At 33.9% G+C, this 24,905-nt stretch carries 20 protein-coding genes; 11 read left to right on the top strand and 9 right to left on the bottom strand.

Translation table 11 applies throughout. The features are described from left to right. Positions 1-57: 57 nt before the first annotated feature. Entirely contained in the window at positions 58-795 is a 738-nt protein-coding gene (locus tag AB3G36_RS11460) for a diphthine--ammonia ligase (protein ID WP_367752855.1), read from the top strand. 59 nt (positions 796-854) lie between these two features. Here the strand turns inward: AB3G36_RS11460 and AB3G36_RS11455 are convergent, their stop codons facing one another. From AB3G36_RS11455 to AB3G36_RS11415, 9 genes are all read right to left on the bottom strand, one after another. Further along, positions 855-2,339 (bottom strand): aminopeptidase P N-terminal domain-containing protein, encoded by a 1,485-nt coding sequence (locus AB3G36_RS11455; protein WP_367752853.1) that lies wholly within the window; start codon positions 2,337-2,339, stop codon positions 855-857. Between the two features lie 161 nt (positions 2,340-2,500). After that, the gene (locus AB3G36_RS11450) at positions 2,501-2,929 is read right to left on the bottom strand and encodes a hypothetical protein (RefSeq protein ID WP_367752851.1); all 429 of its coding nucleotides are present in this window, start codon (positions 2,927-2,929) and stop codon (positions 2,501-2,503) included. 78 nt (positions 2,930-3,007) lie between these two features. Further along, positions 3,008-3,553 carry a DUF1697 domain-containing protein gene (locus tag AB3G36_RS11445; RefSeq protein WP_367752849.1) on the bottom strand — a complete coding sequence of 182 codons (546 nt, stop codon included), beginning with the start codon at positions 3,551-3,553 and terminating at the stop codon, positions 3,008-3,010. 150 nt (positions 3,554-3,703) lie between these two features. Further along, complete coding sequence (locus AB3G36_RS11440) at positions 3,704-4,150, bottom strand: YhcH/YjgK/YiaL family protein (RefSeq protein WP_367752847.1); 447 nt, start codon at positions 4,148-4,150, stop codon at positions 3,704-3,706. A 148-nt stretch (positions 4,151-4,298) separates the two neighbouring features. After that, on the bottom strand, positions 4,299-5,036 hold the full coding sequence (gene bla, locus AB3G36_RS11435; RefSeq protein ID WP_367752846.1) for a BlaB/IND/MUS family subclass B1 metallo-beta-lactamase: 738 nt from the start codon (positions 5,034-5,036) through the stop codon (positions 4,299-4,301). A 56-nt stretch (positions 5,037-5,092) separates the two neighbouring features. Further along, positions 5,093-6,811: a serine hydrolase gene (locus tag AB3G36_RS11430; protein WP_367752844.1), complete on the bottom strand. Its 1,719-nt coding sequence runs from the start codon at positions 6,809-6,811 to the stop codon at positions 5,093-5,095. 93 nt (positions 6,812-6,904) lie between these two features. After that, positions 6,905-7,534: a hypothetical protein gene (locus AB3G36_RS11425; protein ID WP_367752842.1), complete on the bottom strand. Its 630-nt coding sequence runs from the start codon at positions 7,532-7,534 to the stop codon at positions 6,905-6,907. Between the two features lie 14 nt (positions 7,535-7,548). After that, entirely contained in the window at positions 7,549-8,079 is a 531-nt protein-coding gene (locus AB3G36_RS11420; RefSeq protein ID WP_367752840.1) for a hypothetical protein, read from the bottom strand. A 65-nt stretch (positions 8,080-8,144) separates the two neighbouring features. Then, positions 8,145-8,639 (bottom strand): TlpA family protein disulfide reductase, encoded by a 495-nt coding sequence (locus AB3G36_RS11415; RefSeq protein WP_367752838.1) that lies wholly within the window; start codon positions 8,637-8,639, stop codon positions 8,145-8,147. A gap of 181 nt (positions 8,640-8,820) precedes the next feature. On the opposite strand from AB3G36_RS11415, the gene recG reads away from it, so the two are divergent. The 10 genes from recG to AB3G36_RS11365 all read left to right on the top strand — a co-directional run bounded on the left by recG (position 8,821) and on the right by AB3G36_RS11365 (position 24,905). After that, positions 8,821-10,926 (top strand): ATP-dependent DNA helicase RecG, encoded by a 2,106-nt coding sequence (gene recG / locus AB3G36_RS11410; protein ID WP_367752836.1) that lies wholly within the window; start codon positions 8,821-8,823, stop codon positions 10,924-10,926. A 281-nt stretch (positions 10,927-11,207) separates the two neighbouring features. Continuing rightward, positions 11,208-12,266, top strand: a complete 1,059-nt coding sequence (locus AB3G36_RS11405) for an efflux RND transporter periplasmic adaptor subunit (protein ID WP_367752834.1) — start codon at positions 11,208-11,210, stop codon at positions 12,264-12,266. Positions 12,267-12,334: 68 nt separating this feature from the next. Then, positions 12,335-15,430, top strand: a complete 3,096-nt coding sequence (locus AB3G36_RS11400) for an efflux RND transporter permease subunit (protein ID WP_367752832.1) — start codon at positions 12,335-12,337, stop codon at positions 15,428-15,430. A 10-nt stretch (positions 15,431-15,440) separates the two neighbouring features. Next, the gene (locus AB3G36_RS11395; RefSeq protein ID WP_367752830.1) at positions 15,441-16,745 is read left to right on the top strand and encodes a TolC family protein; all 1,305 of its coding nucleotides are present in this window, start codon (positions 15,441-15,443) and stop codon (positions 16,743-16,745) included. A gap of 29 nt (positions 16,746-16,774) precedes the next feature. Further along, entirely contained in the window at positions 16,775-17,632 is an 858-nt protein-coding gene (locus tag AB3G36_RS11390; protein WP_367752828.1) for a bestrophin family protein, read from the top strand. 711 nt (positions 17,633-18,343) lie between these two features. Continuing rightward, the gene (locus AB3G36_RS11385; RefSeq protein WP_367752826.1) at positions 18,344-19,801 is read left to right on the top strand and encodes an FAD-dependent oxidoreductase; all 1,458 of its coding nucleotides are present in this window, start codon (positions 18,344-18,346) and stop codon (positions 19,799-19,801) included. Positions 19,802-19,866: 65 nt separating this feature from the next. Then, a complete protein-coding gene (locus tag AB3G36_RS11380) occupies positions 19,867-20,664 on the top strand; it encodes a DUF1853 family protein (RefSeq protein WP_367752824.1) in 798 nt (265 codons plus the stop codon). Positions 20,665-20,812: 148 nt separating this feature from the next. Next, on the top strand, positions 20,813-21,460 hold the full coding sequence (locus AB3G36_RS11375) for an HAD family hydrolase (protein WP_367752822.1): 648 nt from the start codon (positions 20,813-20,815) through the stop codon (positions 21,458-21,460). Between the two features lie 201 nt (positions 21,461-21,661). Further along, the gene (locus AB3G36_RS11370; RefSeq protein ID WP_367752820.1) at positions 21,662-23,503 is read left to right on the top strand and encodes a cystathionine beta-synthase; all 1,842 of its coding nucleotides are present in this window, start codon (positions 21,662-21,664) and stop codon (positions 23,501-23,503) included. A gap of 484 nt (positions 23,504-23,987) precedes the next feature. Beyond that, positions 23,988-24,905: an AraC family transcriptional regulator N-terminal domain-containing protein gene (locus AB3G36_RS11365; RefSeq protein ID WP_367752818.1), complete on the top strand. Its 918-nt coding sequence runs from the start codon at positions 23,988-23,990 to the stop codon at positions 24,903-24,905.

Raw genomic sequence — 24,905 nt, 5'->3', positions numbered from 1 at the left:
TCGAACTAATAGAACTAATTTTGTAAGTTTACTACCTGAAAAAACAATACAATCTCATTGAAAAAGAAAGCCCTATTTAACTGGAGCAGCGGTAAAGATTCTGCTTTGGCCTTATACAAAACACTTCAAGATCCTAATTTTGAAATTAGCTGTTTACTAACTAGTGTTAATCAACAATTCCAACGTATCTCGATGCATGGTGTAAGAGTAGAACTATTGCATCAACAAGCAGAAAGCATAGGATTACCATTAGAAATCATGCAAATTCCCGAAATGCCAACTATGGAAGTGTACGAAAAGGTAATGCAGGAAACATTGGAGAAATTGAAAAGTCAAGGAGTAACCCATTCTGTTTTTGGAGATATATTTCTAGAAGATTTGCGTAAATACCGGGAAGATAAATTAGCCGAAATAGGCTTTAAAGGTGTTTTTCCGCTATGGAAAGTCCCAACACAAGATTTGATTCAAGAATTCATCCATTTAGGATTTAAAACGATTGTAGTTTGCGTGAACGAACGCTATTTAGATAAAAGCTTTGTAGGTCGGGTAATTGACCAAGATTTCATCAATGATTTGCCTGAAAATGTGGATGTATGTGGTGAAAATGGAGAATTTCATACTTTTACTTTTGATGGTCCCTTATTTAGTAAACCTATTGATTTTGAAATTGGTGAAATTGTGTACCGTAAATATGAAAGACCCGAAAAAGAAGATTCCTCTGACACAGCCTGCGATACAAGTGCACCAGATGCATTTGATTTTGGTTTTTGGTACTGTGATTTACTCAGCAAATAATAAAACAAAAAGCTCCGAAATTATCATTTCGGAGCTTTTTATATTCTAAAAATAAAATATCAATCTAGATTAGGCAGTGATAGGGTATCAAAAACACTTTTCTCTTTCATTAATGCTTCAATTTCTGAAGATTTTCTAGGCGCTTCAGCCGATAAATTTACAGGTCCGTTTTTAGTAATTAAAATATCATCTTCAATACGCACCGCAATTCCCCACCATTTTTTATCACAGTCACTTCCAACAGGGATATAAATTCCTGGCTCAACTGTAAGAACCATATCTTCCTCAAAATTATTATACAATCCTGGATCATGAACATCTAAACCAATATGATGCGAAGTACCATGTGGAAAATATTTTCTGGAATCTCCTTCTGTTTTTATAATTCCTAATTTTACTAAACCTTGACTTATAATTTTACGAGCTGCACCATCTGGAGCACTAATACTATTTCCAATCACAGCTGTAGCAATACCAGCGTCTTGTGCGTCATAAACTAAGTCATATATCACTCTTTGTTCTGGAGAAAATATTCCATTTGCAGGAATGGTACGGGTTACATCGGCACTGTAGCCGTGATACTCAGCTCCTAAATCCATTAAAATTAACTCGTTTTCCACTTTTGTTTTGCTGTTTTCAATATAATGCAACACACATCCATTGTTTCCAGCACCCACGATAGAAGGATATCCTTCAAACTCACTTCCGTATTTTTTATAGACAAACTCATGAAGTCCCTGAATCTCAGTTTCTGACATTCCAGGATGCATGGCTTTCATAACTTCACGCTGTCCCATAGCTGAAATACGCACTGCCTTCGTAAGTAAAACCATTTCCTCTTTGGTTTTTTTCTCACGCAAACTAGCCATGTACGTTTTAATAGACTCAGTATCTAAAATGGCTTTCTTTGTTGTTATATTTTTCTTTAAGCCCAATTCTGTTTGTAATTTAGAATCTGTTTGTGTTACAGTCTTCACATCATATCCAACCTGACTTTTAAATGCCGCAACCAACTTATATAAGTCGGCATCCTCCTTTTTTGAATTTCGATAGTCATCATTAAACTCCTTGAATTGCACCGTAGAAAAACTAGCATAATCAATACCTGAATTCAAAAAATCTTTTCCATTTAAGGCTACATCAAACCCCAGTTCTTTTTTGGCTCCATCGGTGCCCAAACGAATACCTGTCCACTGCTCTGCTTTTGGATTTTTTTCCTGCACATATAACATTTCGTTGTAGGTTTTACCCTCTTTATTAGTCTGATCATTCGAAAAAATTACTAAAACTGAATTGGGTTCTTTATATCCCGTTAAGTAATAAAAATCAGGATCCTGATGGTACACATAATCAACATCATTAGCGCGGTTGCGAACTGGATTACCAAAAAAAACGGCCACACTATTATTGGGCATTTTAGCACGAAGCGCTGCTCTTCGTTCTTTGTGAAATTTTGATGATAGATAATCATTGGGTGTTCCTGTTTGTGCAAATGCAAATGAGGCAAAAAACAAACAGATAATAACGGATAGTTTTAAAGACATAATTTTTATAATATAAAATGAGCTTAAAGTAACGGTATGAAAATTAGTATTAAGTAGTAAATATAATCGATTTATTTTTGCAAAAAAAAATATTGTTTAAAGATTAAACGAGAAGTTCTTTTTATCTTTAAACAATAGTAGCTTCGTATTAAAACAACTTCCTAGTTTACTTTTTTATATTCTAATCCTGGACCATCACAATTTCTCCAAGTACTTGACAAAATTGAATTGGGCAGGATATAAAGCTCTTCCTTATTATTTCCATAACAACTTCCTATTATATCACTATCGATTTTATAGGTTAATTCCAGAAAAGACTCCTCTTGCACTTTTAAAAAAACATAGGTTCCAGACAGTTCCGTTTTTTCTCCATTTCTAGTTCTGGATTTAGTAAAGCTACCATCAGTTTTGAAAGTGTAACTCTCTTGCCACTCCATTCCTGTACCAGTAGTTTCAGAATTTGGCAAGTTTCCAGACATTTTGTATAATTCCCATTTTCCATGATACGAGGTTGTGATCGCTTTTATATTGTCATTGGAACAAGAACAAAAAAGGGCTAGCAAAGCACAAAAAATAATTGATTTTTTCATTTTTATCAACGTTTAAATTTCTTACAAGATGCTATTTGATAGTAAAGGTTGCTTCAATTTAATCATTTTTAAATTCTTTTATCGTTCTTCATACATTTTTAACAACTGCGTTACTGTATTCCAATTTCTAATCGTTGCAGTAAGACTTAATTTTTTCTCAATGTATTTTTGGTCTAATCTTGTTTTTCCTGCACCTACGGCATATTTAATAAAGATTCTGTTGCCGTCAATTTGGGCTTCATCTGGTTTAAACTGACTAATTTTTAAATCATTGATATTTTCAGATCGCAATTCTTTAGAAACAAAAGCTACATATATTTTTTTGATGTCCAATTCTTTCTCTTTCAAAAAAGGATTATTGGTAAAACATTTTTTTAAATCTTCTATCCCTATTACAATCGTTGGTACATCATGTCCAAATGCTTTAAAAATTTCTTGTTTGATGATAAAACCAACTTTAGCAGCACTTTCTTCTTCAGAATCTACAAAAACATTACCTGATTGAATATAGGTAGCCACATTGGTAAAGCCTATTTTCTCCAAAGTCGTTTTTAATAAATCCATTTTCATCATATTATGTCCAGAAACATTGATACCACGAAGGAGTGCGAGATGCGTTGTCATTTTTTACAGTTTTTGTTATTGTTCCAAAGATATTGTGTTTAAAGTAGAATTCACAATTTTATTAAATTAGAAAATACTGTTTAATTTTAAGCACAAAAAAAATCCGAAAGTGATAGCACTTTCGGATAAGTAACTTTTAATTTTTACCTTTTAAATCAAAACCTTAACGACCAATTTTTTAACTCTGGTGCTTTCTCCATCTTTTACACTTGGTCTGTGCAAATCATCTGGAAAAAACACCGTAAACATTCCTGCCTCCAGTTTTAAATATGTTGTTTCCCCTTCATAAAAAGTATAATCTTTATCTAAATCACTAGTCACTACTTTTTGATCTTTTTTGGTGGTAACTCCTATCAATTCTGCTCCTTCAATAACATATTGAATATCGATATATTTTGTATGACCTTCGAGTACACAATCTTTGATTTCTTTTGTATCGTATTCTTGAACAATGGCAAAAACATCTTTACTTTCGATTTCATAAGTCCCAGGCTCTATTTGATCCAAATCAGTGTTTTTAATAAATTTAAATCCTTTGGCTAATCTTTCGGTTAGGTTAGCGTAAAGGCCATAATTTTCAATTTTATCAATTATCATTTTTTATATTTTATGTTTAATTTTGTTGTAATGCTTTTGCAAATTTGAGGAAATATAATATTCTAATTCAAAAATCAACTTTTTTTTATTTTATTGCTTTTCTAAAATATGGTTAGAAATTGTCGAAATAATTAAGATCAGTCATGGATCACTTTGTTTTTTTATTTTCTTCCAATAAATCTAAAGTATGACTTAAAGCATTTGTACTTGTCCAATCATGATGTCCTGTAATAATGTATTTTGGGTTTTTGAATCTAGCTTGCACCCGTTTAATTGTATTTGGCCATTGCTTTATATTAGCTTCTCCAACATATTCTAAGTCTGTAGCATCTATGCTCTTTACTAAGCATCCCCCATAAAGCACTTTCTGTTGATCAAACCAAACCACAATATTATCTTTTGTATGCCCTTCACCGCCATAAAAGGTTTCAAACTTAAATCCACCAATATTGAAAACAGAATCTTTAGTCATTAGGAATTCAGCCCTTGGTCTTTTATTTTCTTTCGAAATTTTATCTGTTTTCTTAGTGGTATAGGTTTTTATTCCATGTTGTTTGTAGAAATCAATTCCTGAAGTTCTATCTTCATGAGAATGTGTGGATAGTGCCAAAACTACTTTTTTATGATGTTTTGCTTCAATACTATCCAATAACAATTGATATGGAAAATCATCCCAAGGGGAATCAAAAAGAATAACACCAGCTGGAGTAACTACATACATCGCATTGGCATCTTGTTTTTTAGCGCCAAACATTTTATAGGTAGTGTAGACATAAAAATTAGTCGTAATTGGGCTAATTTTTAATTCGTTTTTTACGGTTTGCCCAAAAGAAAAAGTAGAACTGACTATTAGAAATAAGGTTGTTAGAAGAATGTGTTTTTTCATTAGTATTGCTATCGATGATTTATTAAAAGTTCTAAGACAAATATTTTAATAGGGACTTATTCCACTTTTTTAGCATTCATATCTTTTCCCATATTTAATGTCAAGCTATCAACATGTCCATTTTTATCGCTATTAAAAGTAAACTGAGCTGTAATTATTTTACTATAAAATCTATTTTGCGCCATTGGATATACAGTTGTAATTTTTTCGTTAGTTCCTTGAATAAATAATTGCCCTTTATCCTCGGTTACTGTAAAAGAATAATTTTCATTTAACTGATATCTACCCAAATAGCTTTTAAGAACTTCTGGAGCAACTGTAACATCAGTAATTAAATCAGTTGTCGCTATCCCTAATTTTTTTAAAACGTTTTTTGCATTTGCATTATCTGGATTTAAAGCCACAGATTTTTTATAATTTTCGAGAGCATTGACGGTGTCTTTTTGCAATAGATAAGCCTCTCCTAAACTATCATAAACATTTGAAGAGTTTGGATTTATTAGAACATTAAATTTAAATATCGAAAAGGCTTCCGATAATTTCTTTTCGTTAAGGAATTTGTAACCCAATTCATTAATAGCAGCATCGTCCATTGCATACTCATTTGGACTCGATTGTATAGATTTAGTCGCTTTAACAATAGCATCATCTACTGAGTTTACTTCTAATGCTTTTTGTAATTCTGAAAAAACGGTAATCTTAGGTATTTCATAAGGTTTAGACGCTAATATGTTTTCTATCGCCACATTCATCTCATCTTTATTAATAGCATTTCCAGCATTCGTAAGCCAGATATAAGTGCTTTTTTTCTCTAAATTCCTCATGATAAACGCACGGTAACCAAAATCACTTCCTGAGTGGTTAACTGATTTTTTTTCTGGAGTAAGAAACCATCCAAATCCGTAATTAGATACTGAACCATCATTTAAAACAACAGGAGTAAACGCTTCTTGCATAGTTTTTTTAGAAACTAACTTTTCAGTATATAAAGCTTGATCCCATAAAAACAAATCATCAACATTTGAAAACATACTTGTAGAACCCGTGTGTGAAACTACATAATCGTCAAGTTCACCAATAACAGTATAACCAATAGCTCTATTTTTTAAATCAATTTTTGGTGTATCCCCTACCAAAGTATTTTTCATTTTTAATGGCTTAAAAACATTTTCTTTCAAAAATGCTGCTAAGGACTTATTCGAAACTTTTTCTACAATTAAACCCAACATAACGTAACCAGCATTATTATACGCATAGCGCGCTCCAATGCCAGCGTCCAACGCTTCTCTTTCTTCTATTATTTTTAAAATTTCAGCATTCGTCAGGTTATATTTCTTAGCGAATGGCTGATATAAAGGCATGCCCGATGTTTGATTTAGTAAATTTCGTATTGTAATATCCTTCCCATAAACAGGGAATTCAGGGAAATACTTGGTGATTTTATCATCGTACGAAAGCATATTTCTTTCTTTTAGTATCATAATTCCCATAGCGGTAAATTGCTTAGAAACTGATGCCAAATCAAAACAAAATTCTGGTTTTAATAACTGTTTTGTTTCTTTATTGGCATAGCCAAAAGCTTTGCGATAAATCACTTTTCCATTTTCAGCAACTAAAACAGTTCCATTAAATACACCACTTGCATGAGCTTGATTCATTAATTTATCTAGTTCTGCCGTTTTATTTTGCGCTACAGCATGTGGTAAACTAGTTAATAAAATAGTGAAAGTTAGAAATATTAATTTGAATAAAAAGGGGGTTGTTGTTTTCTTCATTTTGGGACTTGTCTGAATTTGTATTTTAATAATTTGAAGGTTGAAAAGTTTTTTCAAGTAGTAAATTTATAAGTTTCTTTAAATAAAAAGTATTTATTTTTCAAGTAAAATTTTATATGGAGGTAAAAGAAACTCTTCATTATTTTCTTTAGTTTTGATAATAGCTGTAGCTTCCATTCTTGCAATAAAATCGATAAAATAATAATCAACTCTAAGAAATACTGATTTCATAATATCAGTAATTTTATTTTTATTAAAAGCGGTGAAATTTTGAAAATATTCTGGACTTACTTTCAAATCATTTGCAAAATAATAGTCTTGTTTTCCTACACTGTCCCGAACACTTAATTTATCACAAACATGTCCCAAGATAGTATCGGCATTTTTAATAATTTCATACTCGAACTTGGTGTTTTTAATTTTTGAAGCAACGATATAAAATAACGTATCCGAATCTATTTTACTCTTCATGTATAACCTATTTTCCTTTGGATCATAAAGTTGAAAAGCCATGTATTGAGAGTTCGTAATTTGTTTATAAAATCCTTTCTTGGTTATAAATGTAGATGTACCTCCCAGAAATTTTATAATTTCAGGAGAATCAATAATCGCTTTACTATCCGTTTGATAATACGATAATTTATATTCAATTTTACCTTCAAAATCCTGACTGTAAACGGAAATTGAGATCAACAAAATAAAAGAAGTAACAATTTTTATCATACTAATATTTTGAATTAGTTAAAGACTGGATTAAAAATTTCAAATTTTAAAGAAGTATTGGCTAGTATAAAATCAACAGCTATTTTTGTTTTATCCACTTTTGTTAATGTAATCACTTTGATTTTTTTTGTATGATTTTGATTAAGCAAATTTAAAGTAAAACTTACTACAGTAGCGTTTAAATCAGGCTCCCAATTGTGAAATTCTTTAATGTCATAGGAGTAATTATAGTTAGTAGATAACCTTCCTTTAAAAACGGTTACTATTTTAAAATCAGATTTAATTGCTTTTTTATAAGTCAATTTTTCAAATAAAAAAACTCCATTATACAATTCATTCTTTTTAACCACCAACCCTTTCTTGGTAAACATCACTAATATGAAAATGAGGCTAAAAGCAAACAATCCTAATTTAATGTAAACAAATTCATTAGATCGCAATGAATACAACATTGCAAATAATGTAATTAAGCAACTAAATGTCAAAATAAATAAATTTTGAAATTGTTTAAAATCAAGATTCCTTTCTAAAATTATTCTTTGCATCGTAATTATTATACCAAAAATTAAAAAATCTTTAAATCCTTTAAAAGTGTTTTAGTGAAAATATTTTATTTTTTATATTCCCCAATGATCTTTTTTATAACTTCAGATGTTAATTCATATCCTCTTAATATCGGGTAACCTTCCCAACGTATAATCCCATCAGGATCTATTAAAATACAATGTGGAATAGCAGCTATCTCTAGAAAATTATACATTTTTCTATTGGTATCAATTGCACTATAATACTCAATTTTAGGGTCAATAAGTTTATTTACTTCCTCTTTTGTTTCATCGCTAATACCTATTACTACAAGATCATTTTCAAATTCTGTTTTAAACTTATTCAATTCTGGAATAGCTCTTTTACACGGACCACACCAAGTTGCCCAAAAATCTATTAAGATAAATTTTCCTTTTGTATTAGGCTTCTCAGAAAGCCATTTTTCAACAGTGATTTTTGGTGCCTTTTGATTAATAATTGATTTAGCCCACATTTTTTTTTGCTGTGAGAAAACATTCAAAACAAACAAAAATGTGAAGAGTAATATTATTTTTTTCATTTTATTTTTTTTATTTCTAAAATCATATTTCAAATATACTCTTTTTTCCTACATCACATTCCATCCGTCCCATTTCCAAATTTCCAAACAAAAAACTATCTTCGCTTCATCAAAATAAAAATCCGCATTAATCTGTGTTTTGCATTTGCAAATCCGTGTTACCCGCGTCCAATACAGTCAAATGAATAACCTCCTACTTACTCCCATTGAATATTTGAAAGGCGTTGGTCCCAGTCGGGGCGAATTGCTACGCAAGGAATTGGGGATTCATAAGTATGCCGATTTAATCAATTTTTACCCCAACCGTTACATTGATCGCACCCGTTATTACAAAATCAATGAATTGCAAAACAATGTAGCCGAGGTACAAATCATTGGTAAAATTATCAATGTCAAAACGGTGGAGTTTGGTAAAGGCAGGAAACGATTAGTAGCAACGTTTGTCGACGATACTGGACAAATGGAACTAGTATGGTTTCAAGGACATAAATGGGTTCGTGAATCACTCAAAATCAATGAGGTTTGCGTTATTTTTGGAAAATGCACGTCGTTCAATGGTATGTACAATATGTCACATCCTGAAATTGAATTATTGAGCGAACATGAAAAAAGTTTACGCTCCGCCATGCAACCCGTTTATCCTTCGACAGAAACACTCACAAATCGTGGTATTTCAAACCGTACGATTAACAAATTGATGCAACAGTTGTTTCTAGAAACGCATACTTTATTTACCGAAACGCTTCCGGATTATCTCATTGCTGAACTAAAGCTGATTTCTAAAAAAGACGCTTTAATCAATATCCATTTTCCTAAAAGCACCGAAGCTTTGGCGAAAACCCAATTCCGATTAAAATTTGAAGAATTGTTTTTTATTCAGTTGCAGTTAATTACTAAAAACCTGATTCAGAAACATAAAATCAAAGGGCATCCTTTTACTGTTGTAGGTGAATTTTTCAATGAATTTTATCAAAATCACCTGCCTTTTAAACTCACAGGAGCACAAAAAAGAGTGATTAAAGAAATAAGAATGGACATGGGTAGCAATGCCCAAATGAACCGATTATTACAAGGTGACGTAGGTTCTGGAAAAACGATTGTGGCATTTATGACGATGTTATTGGCACTTGATAATGGTTTTCAAGCCTGCTTGATGGCGCCTACCGAAATCTTGGCAAACCAGCATTTTATAGGATTATCAGAATTAGCTAAGGGACTGAATATTAACATTAAACTACTCACTGGTTCAAGTAAGACTGCAGCACGAAGAATCATTCACGAAGAACTAGAAAATGGGACTTTGCAAATTCTGATTGGTACACATGCATTGCTAGAAGACAAGGTGAAATTCAAAAATTTAGGATTAGCAGTAATTGATGAGCAACACCGTTTTGGTGTGGAGCAGCGCTCTAAATTGTGGAAGAAAAACGTGATTCCGCCACATGTTTTAGTGATGACAGCAACGCCTATTCCTAGAACATTAGCCATGAGTTTGTATGGCGATCTGGATATATCTGTGATTGATGAATTACCTCCAGGAAGAAAACCCATTCAAACGGTACATCGTTTTGATAGCAACCGCTTAAAAGTTTGGAAATTCATACGCGATGAAATTGCGATAGGACGCCAAATTTACATTGTTTATCCGCTGATTCAAGAATCGGAGAAAATGGATTTCAAAGATTTAATGGACGGCTATGAGAGTATTTCTCGTGATTTTCCGCTACCCCAATATGCCATTTCAATTTTACACGGAAAAATGAAACCTGCCGATAAAGATGCTGAAATGAAACGCTTCTCCGAAGGTAAAACCAATATAATGGTCGCAACTACTGTAATAGAGGTGGGTGTTAATGTACCCAATGCTTCAGTAATGATTATAGAAAGTGCGGAACGTTTTGGCCTTTCACAACTACACCAGTTACGAGGTCGCGTAGGGCGTGGTGCCGACCAAAGTTATTGCATCTTGATGACGAGTCATAAATTGAGTTCGGATAGTAAAACCCGAATGGAAACGATGGTAAGTACTAACGATGGTTTTGAAATTGCCGAAGTCGACCTTAAACTTCGTGGTCCTGGAAACTTAATGGGAACGCAGCAAAGTGGTGTACTTAATCTTCAAATTGCTGATATTGTAAAAGACAGAGACATTTTGGCGTTAGCCAGAAACCATGCTATGAAAATATTAAAAGAAGATGCTCCGTTGCAAAAACCAGAACATGCTTCCCTAAGAGCAGTTTATATTGAATTGACCAAAAAGAAAAATATTTGGAACTATATCAGTTAGTATTTTTTTTAAAATATTTTTCCCTTTTCCTTTAAACCTTTTAACCATTTTAACGTCCTACTAGCATTTAAGAATGATATCAATTGTTTTTCTGAATTTTAAAAATGAGCCTCTCCATTACTATTTCTGAGGATTTATTCATTTTTTTCCATTTATTAAAAATATTTGTATACACAAACGTTAAATAAAAATTAACAAATTGCTGATTCGGAAATGAAACCCTAAATTTGATTTTTTAACATAATATTATAAAACCCTAATCCTTACTTTACTCAATAACTATGAAAATAAAATACTTTATATACACTTTGTTAATTGTTGGTTTCGGTGCTTTTATCACGTATCGAATTATGGAAAATAAAGAAAAATCGGAAGCAGGAAATGATAAATCAGGAAAACCAAAAGCCATGCGTTTGTCTGGAATTGTGGTTCAACCGCAAACTTTTGATAACAATTTATCCCTTTCGGGTTCGATTGAAGCCAATGAGCAAGTAGAGATTCGATCTGAAGTATCTGGAATTGTAGAAAGTATAAATTTTCAAGAAGGAAGTAATGTCAGTAAAGGACAATTGCTTTTTAAAGTTAATGATACCGAATTAAGAGCCCAACTGAGTCAAGCCAATACCAAAGAAAGTTTAGCTTCAGAAAACGAGCGAAGAGCTAAACTTTTATTACAAAAAGAAGCCATCAGCCAGGAAGAGTATGATGTAGCAAGAGCTGAATATGCATCCACTCGTGCGCAAAGCCAATTGATTAAAGCCCAAATTGCTAAAACAGCAGTCAGAGCTCCGTTTTCAGGTAGAATTGGTTTGCGTTCCATTTCCAAAGGAACCTATATTACTCCTACAGTTTTAGTAGCCAAACTCGTGAACATTGGTCAATTAAAAATCACCTTTTCGATTCCTGAAAAATATGCCAATCAAATAAAAAATAACACCAATCTGAATTTTACAGTGGCAGGATCTTCTGATACGCATTCAGCCAAAGTATATGCTATAGAGCCAGCTGTAGAAATTGCTACCAGAACATTACAAGTTCGTGCGATTACAGATAATAAAGATGGGAAATTGTTACCTGGAACTTTTGCTAATGTCGAATTGCCATTAGATGTCATTAAAGATGCCATTGTTGTTCCTAGCCAAGCGGTGATTCCAGTGCAAAACGGTAAAAAAGTGTTCATTTCTGATATGGGAAAAGCCAAAGAAATAATGGTGGAAACTGCCACTAGAACAGATGCTTCTCTATTAATTTTATCGGGATTAAAAGCGGGTGATACTGTAATTACAACTGGTGTAATGGCATTAAAAAATGATGCTCCTGTTGAAGTAACCGTGAAATAGATTTAGGGTATCCGATTCAAAGTCGAAATCTTAGCCTTCAAAACAGCAATAAAAAATAAAAAATCTAAATGAGTTTATCTACACTAAGTATTAAAAGACCCGTGATGACTATTGTTATGAATTTAACAATAGTATTATTTGGGATTATAGGATATACCTACCTTGGCGTTCGAGAATTTCCTTCTATAGATCCCGCTCAAGTTTCTATTCGTACCAATTATACTGGTGCTAATAGTGATATTATAGAGTCACAAATTACGGAACCACTTGAAAAAGCAATCAACTCGATTGACGGAATTAGAAATATCACTTCTTCCAGTGCACAAGGAAGTAGCAATATCACGGTAGAATTTAATTTGGATAAAGACTTAGAAGAAGCCGCCAATGATGTTCGTGACAAAGTATCTCAAGCCATTCGAAGCTTACCACAAGATATTGATGCGCCACCTGTAGTTTCTAAGGCTGATGCCAATAGTGATGCAATTATTTCGATGACCGTACAAAGTGACACTCGTAGTCCACTAGAATTAAGTGATTATGCGGAAAATGTAATTTCACAACGTTTAGAAACCATTCCTGGGGTAAGTGGTGTTCAAATTTGGGGTCAAAAGCGGTACGCCATGCGACTTTGGATTGATCCTGTAAAACTAGCTTCCTACGGATTGACAGTAGCCGAAGTGCGCACCGCATTGAATGCACAAAATGTCGAATTGCCTTCAGGAAAATTAACGGGTGATAATACGGAGTTGACCGTAAAAACGGTTGGAAACTTAGCAACAGCCGAAGAATTCAATAACATCATCATCCGAACGAATGGTGATAAAATTGTCCGTTTAAGTGATGTGGGAAGAGCTGAATTAGGTCCTGAAAATATCGAAACCAAATTAAGTCAGTCAGGTTTACCATTGATTGGTCTTGCGATTGTTCCTCGTCCAGGCGCAAATTATCTAGATATTTCGAAATCTTTTTATGAACAATATGAAGCTTTAAAGAAAGATTTACCAAAGGATATCAAATTAAACATTGCACTTGACAATACCATTTTCGTAAAGAAATCAGTACTAGAAGTGGCCGAAACCTTAGGGATTTCTATTCTTTTGGTGATTTTAATTATCTACTTATTTTTTAGAGATTGGGCTATTGCTTTTAGACCCTTAATTGACATCCCAGTTTCGTTGATTGCAACCTTTTTCATCATGTGGTTGTTTGGTTTTTCAATCAATGTTTTGACTTTATTGGCCATTGTTTTAGCAACAGGATTGGTAGTTGATGACGGAATTGTTGTCACCGAAAATATTTTCAAAAAAGTAGAAGAAGGTATGACGCCTATCGAGGCAGCTATTAAAGGGTCTAACGAAATCTTTTTTGCAGTAATCTCTATTTCTATCACCTTGGCTGCGGTATTCTTACCAGTAATCTTTTTGGAAGGATTTGTGGGCCGACTCTTTCGAGAGTTTGGCGTCGTCATTGGTGCTGCGGTATTAATTTCGGCCTTTGTTTCCTTGACATTAACACCTATGTTGAATGCCTATTTAATGAAAGGTGGCGAACAAAAAAAATCGAAATTCTACGTTTTAACCGAACCGTATTTCCAAAAATTAAATACTAATTATGCCGATGCGCTAAGTCGTTTTATGGCTAAAAAATGGTGGAGTTTCCCCATCTTATTTGCTTGCTTTGCTTTGATTTTTGTTTTTTATAATTTGATCCAAAAAGAAACTGCACCTTATGATGACCGTAGTTCTTTAATTCTAAGAATGACTGCTCCTGAAGGTGCGAGTTATGAATATACGGACCGATTCATGCAAGAAATCGCCCAATTGGTAGATGACTCTATTCCAGAGAAAAAAGTAAGTTTGGTCGTGACTTCCCCTGGTTTTGGATCTTCCTCAGTGAATAGTGGTTTTATGCGTCTTTCCTTAAAAGAACCAAGTGAAAGAGAACTATCCCAAGATGAAATTGCCGAAAAATTAACCAAATGGACCAAACAATATCCAGATGCCAAAACATCAGTGACACAACAGCCTACCATCGCCGTAAATAGACGTGGTGGTTTGCCTATTCAATACATCATTCAAACCCAAAGTTTTGCTAAGTTAGAAGAGAAAATTCCATTATTTATGGAGGAAGCGGCCAACAATCCTACTTTTGCCATGACCGATGTGAATTTGAAATTCAACAAACCCGAAATCAACGTAACTATTGACCGTGAAAAAGCGGAGAGTTTAGGTATTTCAGTAATTGATATTGCACAAACTTTGCAATTATCCTTAAGCGGACAACGTTTTGGTTATTTTATGAAAAAAGGAAAACAATACCAAGTTATTGGACAATTTGACCAAAAAGACCGTTCGAAACCATTGGATTTAACTTCAATGTATGTTAAAAACAACAAAGGGGATTTAATTCAAATGGATAATATAGTGAGTATTGAGGAACAAAGTAAACCGCCACAGTTGTATCATAACAATCGATTCATGTCGGCTACTGTTTCTGCAGCTCTCGCTCCAGGCAAAAGTATCAATGATGGAATTGAAGCGATGGAACAAATTAGAGCCAAAGTACTTGACGATACTTTTACTACCGATTTAGGTGGAGAATCTAGGGATTTTGTAGAGAGTAGTTCGAATACTTCTTTTGCTTTTGGATTGGCTTTGCTATTAATATTTTTAATCTTGGCGGCACAATTTGAAAGTTTCATTGATCCGTTTATAATTATTCTTACCGTTCCTATGGCCGTTGCAGGAGCCTTATTTTCCTTATGGTTATTTGACCAAACTTGGAATATTTTTAGTCAAATTGGAACTGTAATGCTGATTGGTTTAGTTACCAAAAACGGAATCTTAATTGTCGAATTTGCGAATCAGCTTCGGGAACAAGGCAAACCAAAACTACAAGCCATTCTAGAAGCTTCGGAGGCACGATTGAGACCTATTTTAATGACAAGTTTAGCGATTTCCTTGGGAGCTTTACCAATCGCTATGTCGCTTGGTGCCGCTTCGACAAGTAGAATTGGAATGGGAGTTGTAATTGTAGGAGGAACTATTTTCTCATTGGTATTAACCTTATTTGTAATTCCAGCACTTTATTTTATGTGGTCTAAAGCCCGCAAGCATTACCCAGAATTTGAACACATTGAGGAATATGAAAACGAAAGTAAATAAAAAGACGAACATGAAAATAATATTCAAAAGTGTACTATTGCTGTTCTTCTGTTTCATTAAAGGAAATGCACAGGAAGTATTATCATTAGAGGATGCTGTAAAAATAGCCTTAGAAAACAATTACGAAATTAAGATTGCCAAAAACGATTTAAAAATAGATCAAACGAATGTGACAGTAGGAAATGCGGGAATGTTACCCAAAGCCACTGCCTCTATAACGCAAAACAACAACCTGCAAAATTTGTCACAAACCCGTACTGATGGTACTTCAACCAGTTTGAATAATGCCAAAAGTAACAGTTTAAATTATGGCGTGGGTCTGGATTGGACTATTTTTGATGGCTTTAAAATGTTTGCTAGAAAAGATCAATTGCAAGAATTACAAAAACTAGGTGAAACCCAGTTGAAACTCACCATTATTACAAAAATAAGCGATGTGCAAACCGCTTATTACAATTTGGTACAGCAACAGCAACAATTGGCAGCTTTAGACACTACTATTGTTATTTCGAATCAAAGAGTGAATCTGGCCAAAAATCGGTTTACTATTGGTAAAGCATCTAAACTGGAGGTTTTAAATGCGCAGGTAGACATTAATACGGATAAAGTGACTTTGCTAAGACAACAAGAATTATATAAAAATTCTAAGATCGCACTCAATCAGCTTTTGGCTAGAGATACCCAAATTGATTTTAAAGTCGTTTCTGATTTTACGATGGAACGCAAACTGGAATTTGCCGAATTAAAGGCATTAGCCGAAAAGCAAAACCCACAAATAGAAGCTTTGGTCATCAGTAAAAAAGTAGCTGAACTTGAATTAAAACAAGTAAAATCAGGGCGCTACCCTACTGTAAAAGTAAATACAGGTTATAATTTTGCCGAAAGTCATTCCAGTCTTGGTTTTACTACGCAATCATCGGCACGTGGATTAAATTATGGTTTTAGTGCTTCTTTGAACTTGTTTGATGGCTTTGCACAAAAAAGAAATGAGACCATTGCCAACATTGAAATTGAAAATTCAACCCTGCAAATAGAGCAACAAAATCAAGCCTTAAACACGCAATTGGCTACTTCCTACCAAACCTATTTAACCAATTTAGAATTGATTGATTTGGAAGAGACAAATGAAACGATTGCCAAACAAAATTTAGATATAACCTTAGATAAATTCCATATTGGTACTATTACCACACTCGAATTTAGAACGGCGCAATTGAATTATGTCAATGCTAAAGTGCGTTATAGCGATGCCCAGTTTCAGGCAAAATTATCCGAAATTGCGTTGAAAGAATTAGCGGGAGCTATCCAATTTTAAATTAGATTTGTGGAAATATTGCACTCCATATGATTTCATACAACCCAAAAGACTGGATTACGTTTATTTTTCGTTTTCACAAAGCCGACACTTTTCGGCAGCTGATTCCCATGATGATTTTCATAGGTACCTATTCAGCTGGGATTGCCTATCTTGAAATCGAATATTGGGAATTGCCAGAAAACAGTCATGTCAAGAACATTTCTATCATGCATGGCATGCTGGGATTTGTGATTTCATTATTGCTCGTTTTCAGGACTAATACCGCTTACGATCGCTGGTGGGAAGGACGTAAAATATGGGGAAGTTTGGTGAATAACTCTCGAAATCTAGCTATAAAACTGTCCGTTATTTTACAGGAAGAATCAGATCGTGCTTTTTTCAGAAAGCTAATTCCTAGCTATGCTTCTATCCTCAACAAACATTTAAAAGACGAAGAAACCAGCAAGCAACTTTTTGAAGATATCATCATCGAGCACCACAAACACAGACCCAATCAAGTCGCCAAAATTTTATTTCACAAGATCAATGACCTTTATAATTCTAAGAAAATAACGGGTGACCAACTCATTATTTTGAACCACGAGATCCAGTCTTTGACTGATATTTGTGGCGCTTGCGAAAGAATCAAGAATACGCCTATCCCTTATTCTTACAGTGCTTTTATCAAGAAATTCATTTTCTTTTACGTGATGACCTTACCATTTGGGTACGTATTTAATTTGGGGTATTATGTGATTCCTGTAGTAGTTTTCATATTCTACGTTTTGGCAAGCTTAGAGTTAATTGCCGAAGAAATCGAAGATCCTTTTGGCCATGACGACAATGATTTACCTACCAAAAAAATTGCCGAAAACATCAAGCGCCACGTAGAGGAATTGCTGTAAATTAAATACATTTTAGTTTTTTTTAGGAGCTTATCCCGTCATTCGTTGCAGTCTTTTTGTAATAAAACCCTTTTTCTAGGCTGTTGCAGGAGCTTCCTTTGGTCGCTCTGCCCCAACCAGAAAAAAGTGGTTTTCTCCCTGCAAAGCCTTTCACTACTACCGGGGCTATTAAACCTATACTAAATAATGACGTTTACGGTTTCCCTTAATCAAAGTCATAGCGAGGAACGAAGCTATCTCACTAAAACATCGACAATAAAACTAAAAAAATATCGCAATGGAAATACTGGATGAGATTCCTAATTCTTCGGAATGAAAATATTGTAGAAATATAGTGAGAAACCAATATTATACCAGACTTAAAGTCATAGCGAGGAACGAAGCTATCTCACTAAAACATCGACAAAAAACTAAAAAACTATTGCAACGGAAATACTAGATGAGATTGCTTCGTTCCTCGCAGTGACAAAGTGTATAAAATTCTCCTGCCTAAGTACTAAAACCTTGCAACTAGATAATCGTCATATAGATTTATAAAAAGGTAACAGCAGTCCCTATCCAGTAACATACTTATTGGAAATATCGTTTTTAATCGTATTTTCGTACCACTGAAAACACTCGTTTTCATAAGTTCTAAATTGGCTAGAGGCTGGAGAAAGTAGTTGAAAATAAATACCCATTTGGGTTAAAATCAAGTGAAATAAAGAGAAATTGAAAAAGGTAGAAAATACAGCAACAAGCTGGACTATGTGTCCCGATTGTAGAGGTCGCGGCAAAAAAAGTCGGGGACTATCTAAGAAATTGCGAGACCGCTACCAGATGGCAATTGATCTATTTGAAAAAACAAATGGTGAAGGAGTAGCACCTATTCCTCCAAAAGGGCACTTATATACCTGCATGAACTGCAATGGGTCTGGCTTGATTGCTTCTGACAGCCCTCCTATTGTTGATAAAGAAAACTTTCCACACGTTGCTATTATTGGTGGTGGTATAGGTGGAGTTGCTCTAGCGGTGGCATGCTTGCACCGCGGAATCCCTTTTACCCTTTATGAACGCGATACTAACTTTGATGCTCGATCTCAGGGATATGGACTTACATTGCAGCAAGCTAGCAAAGCGATCGAAGGATTGGGGATTTTCTCATTAAAAGAAGGGGTACTTTCAACACGACATCTCGTTCATACTCCAGAAGGAAAAGTGATTGGAGAGTGGGGAATTAGAAAGCGGATGCAGAATGATGAGAAAACATCTTCAAAACGGACCAACGTACACATCGCAAGACAGTCTTTGCGCTTAGCGCTCTTGGAGCAACTTGGCGGAAATGATTCGGTACAATGGGGACATCAGTTGGTCCATATTAAAGAATCAAAAGAGAGTGGTGTTCATCTCACCTTTGAGGTAAATGGAGAGAAGAAAAAGGCAACGGCAGATCTTGTGGTTGGTGCCGATGGTATTCGTAGTTCCGTTAGGAAGTTGCTGATTGGTGAAAACAGTACTCCCTTGCGTTATCTAGATTGTATTGTGATTTTGGGTATTTGTCCTTTGGCGGATCTTGAAGGACTAAATAGTTCTTTGCTGGACTCGGCCACCGTATTTCAAACTGCCAATGGCCATGAACGAATTTACATGATGCCTTATAAAACAGACTCGGTAATGTGGCAATTGAGTTTCCCCATGTCAGAAAAAGAGGCGAAGGAATTAAGTTCTCAAGGACCACGAGCACTGAAGGAAGAAGCCTGTCGCAGGACGCAATGGCACGATCCTATTCCACAGATTTTAGCGGCGACTCCAGAAAGTCATGTTTCTGGCTATCCCGTGTACGACCGAAAATTACTAGAAACAGTATTATTAGAAAAAGCAGGAAATGTAACTTTGATAGGCGATGCAGCACACCCAATGAGTCCATTCAAAGGACAAGGAGCAAATCAAGCACTACTGGATGCGCTTTCTTTAGCTAAGAGAATCTATAGTGGATGTCAACCTTTTTCTCAATGGAGAAAAGTAGGATTGAGAGAAAGTGTATTAAAAGAATTCGAGTTCGAAATGCTGGAACGTTCTTCCATCAAAGTCAAAGATTCAGCCTCGGCTGCAGAGTTCCTGCATTCTGAAATAGTCCTCCATGAAGGTGATGAGCCTAGAGGTAGAATTTTAAAGAAAAAAGATAGTTAACAATTAAGCTGCTCAATATTTTAGCGGAAGACTCATTGTAGTATAAAAAACTTGAATGCATTTTAATGAAAACTAAATCTAGGATAGCTTCAATTCTAAAAGCAGATTGTTTAGACAGTACGGTTACTGGTATGCCTACTTTTTATTTATCAGAATTAATCCTTCAAAACGACCAAGATTTCCAATTACCAACCAATGTGAGATTGGGCCATTTAGCCGAAAAAATTGTTTCTGAATTAATAAAATTGTCTACAAACTATAAGGTATTATATGAAAATTCTCAAATAATTGAAGATCAAAAAACCATAGGCGAAATTGATTTTATAGTAGAGAACAGCATAGATAAGAAGTTAATTCACATGGAATTAGCTTATAAATTTTATTTGCTTGATCCAAGTATTTCTTCGGAATTCATAAACAACTGGATTGGTCCCAATAGAAACGATTCTTTACACCAAAAATTAGATAAATTAAAAAGTAAACAATTCCCTCTATTATACCATAGCTGTGCAAAATCAAAATTTAGCACCATTGACATAAACACTATTTCACAAGCTTTATGCTTGCTAGTGAGTTTGTTTATTCCTTATGAATTTAACACAAAACTACCCCCCGTCTATCAGAAAGCAGTTAAAGGATATTACTTCAATTTAGAGACTTTCAATAGCATTGACAATCCAGAAAAACAATATTATTTACCATCAAAAAGGGAATGGGGAATAAGTCCTTCTGAAAATGAAATTTGGAATGATTATAAAAGCATCGAAAATCAAATGAATACAAGCCTAAAGGAAAAACAATCGGTATTGTGCTGGCAAAAATATAAGGAAGACCATTTGTCTTTTTTTATTGTTTGGTGGTAGTTTGTATAAATTATTCCAATGCCATGCTACTTAAAAGCAACAATAATATTAAAAAAGGCAGGACTAAAAATAACAATATTCCTATCTTTGGGACATTTCCAAATATAATTGAAATGCATGTCCTTTCGATTAAATAAAACAATAACAAATGAGATTTAAAGGAGTAATTTTTGATTTAGATGGAACATTAGTTAATTCACTTGAAGACATTGCTGATGCGATGAATAATGTGCTACAAAGCCTAGACTTCGCTACTCATAGTTATGACGATTATCAATATTTTATAGGTAGTGGTCTCCGCAATTTGGTTAGTAAAGCCTTGCCCGAGAACCATAAGGATGAGAACCAAATTGATTGTTGTTACCAATTGATGGTAAAGGAATATCGTACTATTTGTACGCGTAAAACAAAACAGTATGATGGTGTTTTTGAATTACTGGATCAACTGATTGAGCGTGGAATGAAACTGAGCATTTTTTCAAATAAAGCTGAGGATTTGACTCAAGAAATCACTACCGCCCTATTTCCTAATTATTTTAATCCAGTTATAGGTTTAACAACGGAGCCTCTTAAAAAACCCAATGCATTTAAAGCTACAGCAATAAGCCAAAATTTAGAACTGAAACCCGAAGAAATTATTTTTGTAGGCGATTCAGGAATAGATATGCAAACAGCTACTAATGCTAATATGTATGCCGTAGGTGTATCTTGGGGCTATAGACCAAAAGAAGAATTGCTATCCAATGGTGCCAAAAAAGTTTTAGATCATCCCTTAGATTTAATTTCGATTTTATAAGATGTATAGCTTTTCAATATTATACTTCCTTTACACAAAAAATAGTCCACAGCTCCACTTTAATTGATTTGAACAAATAAACGCATTTTAAATACATCTAAAGTTGAGGAGACTTTAGACAAACCGCTATAAAAACATCTTGTTACATTTTTAGAATAAATGGAATTCATGTACCTTGCTACTCTATTCAAAAATGAAATTATGGAAGTCAATAAAATGCTTAATTATATAAAAGAAGTTTTAAAAAACAAACCTGCTGGCTGGTTGAATATCACAACCCATCGACTAGATATTTATGATGAAAAATTGGCTAAAACTCAATTTTTAGACCAATTTGAAACCTTATTTAATAACAATAATGCAACATCAGCAGCACTAAATGAATTACCTACTGCTTACGACTATATTCGGTTAGGTCACCCCTTATCTTGTGTTCTAGAATGGGCAATGGGTAAGTTGCAACAGCTAAAATCAGAAAATATAATTAGTTTTTCATCAAAGACAGTTCCTGTTTTGGCCATTCTAAGAAAAAATGCATTAGACCATAAAAACACTCAAATTCTTTATACTGGGAAATTACCCGCTTTTTTTGATGCGGAAGTTCTAAAACACGTTTATGGATATCAATTTGATTTAAAACATGTTGAAAACTCCGAGACGATTCCAGTCTTTGAAGGAAGTACTATTTTCGTTTCAGAACACGATGAAATGAATGCTATTGATCTCAATCCAAATATTGATTTTTATATCAATCTTTATGTTGACCTTGGAAGTATATTAGTTGTGAACAAGGGAAATGAACCTTATATTTCAGACATTCAGCATGTAAGACGCAGAGAGACCATCGCCATGACACCTGCCAATTGTCTTACTGCTTTACAATTGCTAGTAGATAAATCCGCTTTAGATACTACAAAAAGTAATGTCGAGACAAATAAACCATTAGTCTTACATTTAATTAGAGAAATTACTGGTACATCTACTAAACCATTAGTTGCTTCTAGTGGACTATCAATTCAATATGCGATTTTGATGGGGCTTATTGACGATGCGCTAGAAAAACACAAAGGAAAAGCGATTAGAATTATCGTTCCTCCCAATTGTTATGGTGGAACCAATGACCAAGCTAGACGCGTTGCTGCAAGTGTTGCTAATGTAGAAATTGTGGATTTAGCTGTTGATGGTGGTAACGATATGGTTCAAAGCATTGATACTGTTTTAGCTAAAATGGCTAGCGAGGATGCTGTACCTTATATCATTGCTGAAATTCCAACAAACCCAAGAGTAGAAGTACCAGATTTAATGCAGTTAAAAACTATTTTAAGTAAAGCACGTACCACTGCTAATGGTGCAATGGCGATCGATCCTGTTTTTATTTTAGATCAAACTTTTTGCCCTAACGTTCACTTTTTGGGTGAAGGCAAAGTACTATCAGCGGTTAGAACTATTTCATTTGCAAGTGGATCAAAATTTCCAAGTGGCGGGCAATGTACTGCTGGCTACTGTGTAGGCAATAAAAAAACAGAAGCTTTGATGGAGAAAATAGAAAAGCACTTATTACTTTGCGATAACGAAGCTACAGCATTACAATATGAAATATTAGCAAAACAATTACCTTCGATGAATCAAAGGATTACCGATGCTTACACCAATACCCGTGAATTTGTAAACTTTATCCATGAAGTATTACCAGCTGCGAAAATCAATTTTGTTTCAGAAGAATTAGCACAACAAGGATTTACACCTTCTGTTTTTTCATTAGACCTTCCTACTAAAGGGAATACGGATGAAGAAAGGGAAGCGAATAAAAGAGCCTTGAATCTTAAACTTATTAACTTAATGATTACTGAAATTCCTAATGAAAGTAAGTTTTGCGTGAGTTATGGACAGTTAAAAGGCTGTTACTGGACGATACCTGCAACTTCTACTCAAGGAACGACTAAAGAAGGAGACAAAGATTATATTGTTCGTGCCTCCCTTTCTCCAAATATGGATTTGGAATTGCACAAAAAAGTATTTTTGGATTTTGTTAAAACAATTTAGATATTTTGGGAGGCTTTATAGCCTCCCTTTTTTTATCAATTAATACATTTACAAATTAGTTAAGTAAAGTCACTTAAAAACTTGTAAATAAAGTATATATAGTTATTAAATTAATTATTTTATACCATTTCGCTCTCTGTGGGAAGACGAGATTGTAGAAAACACAATTACTTAAAATAATTAGTGGCGTCTTTTTTATAGTTCTATTGAAAAAGATGCGTTCTCCTATAGCCCTGATGGTAGCGGCATCTCCCGATATAGAAAAACAAGGCTTTTTAGCCGTAGTTTTTGTAATCGGGAATATAGCGTACAGCAGGAATTGCCGTTCTTAAATGTTGATTCGTTCTGCTCCAAAAAACACTAGGATTAAAGGTTATTATTATTGTATTCATTAAATCATAATTATATTCTTTTTAACAAAAAAGCATTTCGTTAATACATTTATTTTCAGTAAGTTTATAAATCCTGATTACAAACGCTAACAATGAATCGTACCTACATTACTCCTCCGCATTTATCGAATGAAAAATCACTGAAAACCTTAGTAGAGAACAGAACGGTTTACAATTTAAATCATTGTGAATTGAATCTTTTTGAGACGTATAAAGCATCCGAATTGGTTCCTTTGAAATTTAATGATTTAGTGGTAACGAGTATGTTGAGAGGTAAAAAAGTAATGCATCTTTTTGACGATCCAGGTTTTGAATATTTACCTGGAGAAACGGTAATGATTCCTTCGAATGTAGAAATGAAAATTGATTTTCCTGAGGCTTCAATACATAATCCTACACAATGTTTAGCACTAGCAATTGATCAGCAAAAAATTACAGATACTTTGGATTTTTTGAATGAGCGCTATCCTAAGGAGGGAAACAAGCAGTTTTGGCATTTGAATTATCAAAATTACTATTTCTATAATAACGTAGAACTGGCGACAACCATCAATAAATTAATCAAGGAATGCATGAGTACATCGGTAACGAAAGATGTTTTGGCCGACTTGACTTTACAAGAATTGTTGATTCGAATTATTCAAACGCAAACGGCAAAATCCATTGATGATGGTTTATATGCTGATCCAAACTCTCCGATAACAGCTGTAATCGACTACATCCGATTGAATTTAAGAGAGAACATCAGTCTTAAAAATTTAAGCGAAAAAGCATGTATGAGTACCACTTCATTCTATCGTTTCTTTAAAAAAGAGTTAGGAATGAGTCCGATTGAATTTGTTATCAATGAAAAAATACGCTGTGCTAAGAAATTACTAAAAAACCCAAGCATACAAATTAATGAAGTTTGCCATTTATCGGGTTTTGAAGACAGCAATTACTTCATTAGATTGTTTAAAAAACACGAAGGAATTACACCAAAACAATATCAGTTATTGTACGTGAATTAA

This window comes from Flavobacterium sp. WC2430, from assembly GCF_040822075.1.
Taxonomy (GTDB): Bacteria; Bacteroidota; Bacteroidia; order Flavobacteriales; family Flavobacteriaceae; genus Flavobacterium.
This window is presented reverse-complemented; position numbering and strand designations above follow the sequence as displayed.

Coding starts and splice junctions, on each gene's coding strand:
- AB3G36_RS11455 (WP_367752853.1), bottom strand. CDS start 2,339: ATGTCTTTAAAACTATCCGTTATTATCTGTTTGTTTTTTGCCTCATTT.
- AB3G36_RS11450 (WP_367752851.1), bottom strand. CDS start 2,929: ATGAAAAAATCAATTATTTTTTGTGCTTTGCTAGCCCTTTTTTGTTCT.
- AB3G36_RS11445 (WP_367752849.1), bottom strand. CDS start 3,553: ATGACAACGCATCTCGCACTCCTTCGTGGTATCAATGTTTCTGGACAT.
- AB3G36_RS11440 (WP_367752847.1), bottom strand. CDS start 4,150: ATGATAATTGATAAAATTGAAAATTATGGCCTTTACGCTAACCTAACC.
- bla (WP_367752846.1), bottom strand. CDS start 5,036: ATGAAAAAACACATTCTTCTAACAACCTTATTTCTAATAGTCAGTTCT.
- AB3G36_RS11430 (WP_367752844.1), bottom strand. CDS start 6,811: ATGAAGAAAACAACAACCCCCTTTTTATTCAAATTAATATTTCTAACT.
- AB3G36_RS11425 (WP_367752842.1), bottom strand. CDS start 7,534: ATGATAAAAATTGTTACTTCTTTTATTTTGTTGATCTCAATTTCCGTT.
- AB3G36_RS11420 (WP_367752840.1), bottom strand. CDS start 8,079: ATGCAAAGAATAATTTTAGAAAGGAATCTTGATTTTAAACAATTTCAA.
- AB3G36_RS11415 (WP_367752838.1), bottom strand. CDS start 8,639: ATGAAAAAAATAATATTACTCTTCACATTTTTGTTTGTTTTGAATGTT.
- recG (WP_367752836.1), top strand. CDS start 8,821: ATGAATAACCTCCTACTTACTCCCATTGAATATTTGAAAGGCGTTGGT.
- AB3G36_RS11405 (WP_367752834.1), top strand. CDS start 11,208: ATGAAAATAAAATACTTTATATACACTTTGTTAATTGTTGGTTTCGGT.
- AB3G36_RS11400 (WP_367752832.1), top strand. CDS start 12,335: ATGAGTTTATCTACACTAAGTATTAAAAGACCCGTGATGACTATTGTT.
- AB3G36_RS11395 (WP_367752830.1), top strand. CDS start 15,441: ATGAAAATAATATTCAAAAGTGTACTATTGCTGTTCTTCTGTTTCATT.
- AB3G36_RS11390 (WP_367752828.1), top strand. CDS start 16,775: ATGATTTCATACAACCCAAAAGACTGGATTACGTTTATTTTTCGTTTT.
- AB3G36_RS11380 (WP_367752824.1), top strand. CDS start 19,867: ATGAAAACTAAATCTAGGATAGCTTCAATTCTAAAAGCAGATTGTTTA.
- AB3G36_RS11375 (WP_367752822.1), top strand. CDS start 20,813: ATGAGATTTAAAGGAGTAATTTTTGATTTAGATGGAACATTAGTTAAT.
- AB3G36_RS11370 (WP_367752820.1), top strand. CDS start 21,662: ATGGAAGTCAATAAAATGCTTAATTATATAAAAGAAGTTTTAAAAAAC.
- AB3G36_RS11365 (WP_367752818.1), top strand. CDS start 23,988: ATGAATCGTACCTACATTACTCCTCCGCATTTATCGAATGAAAAATCA.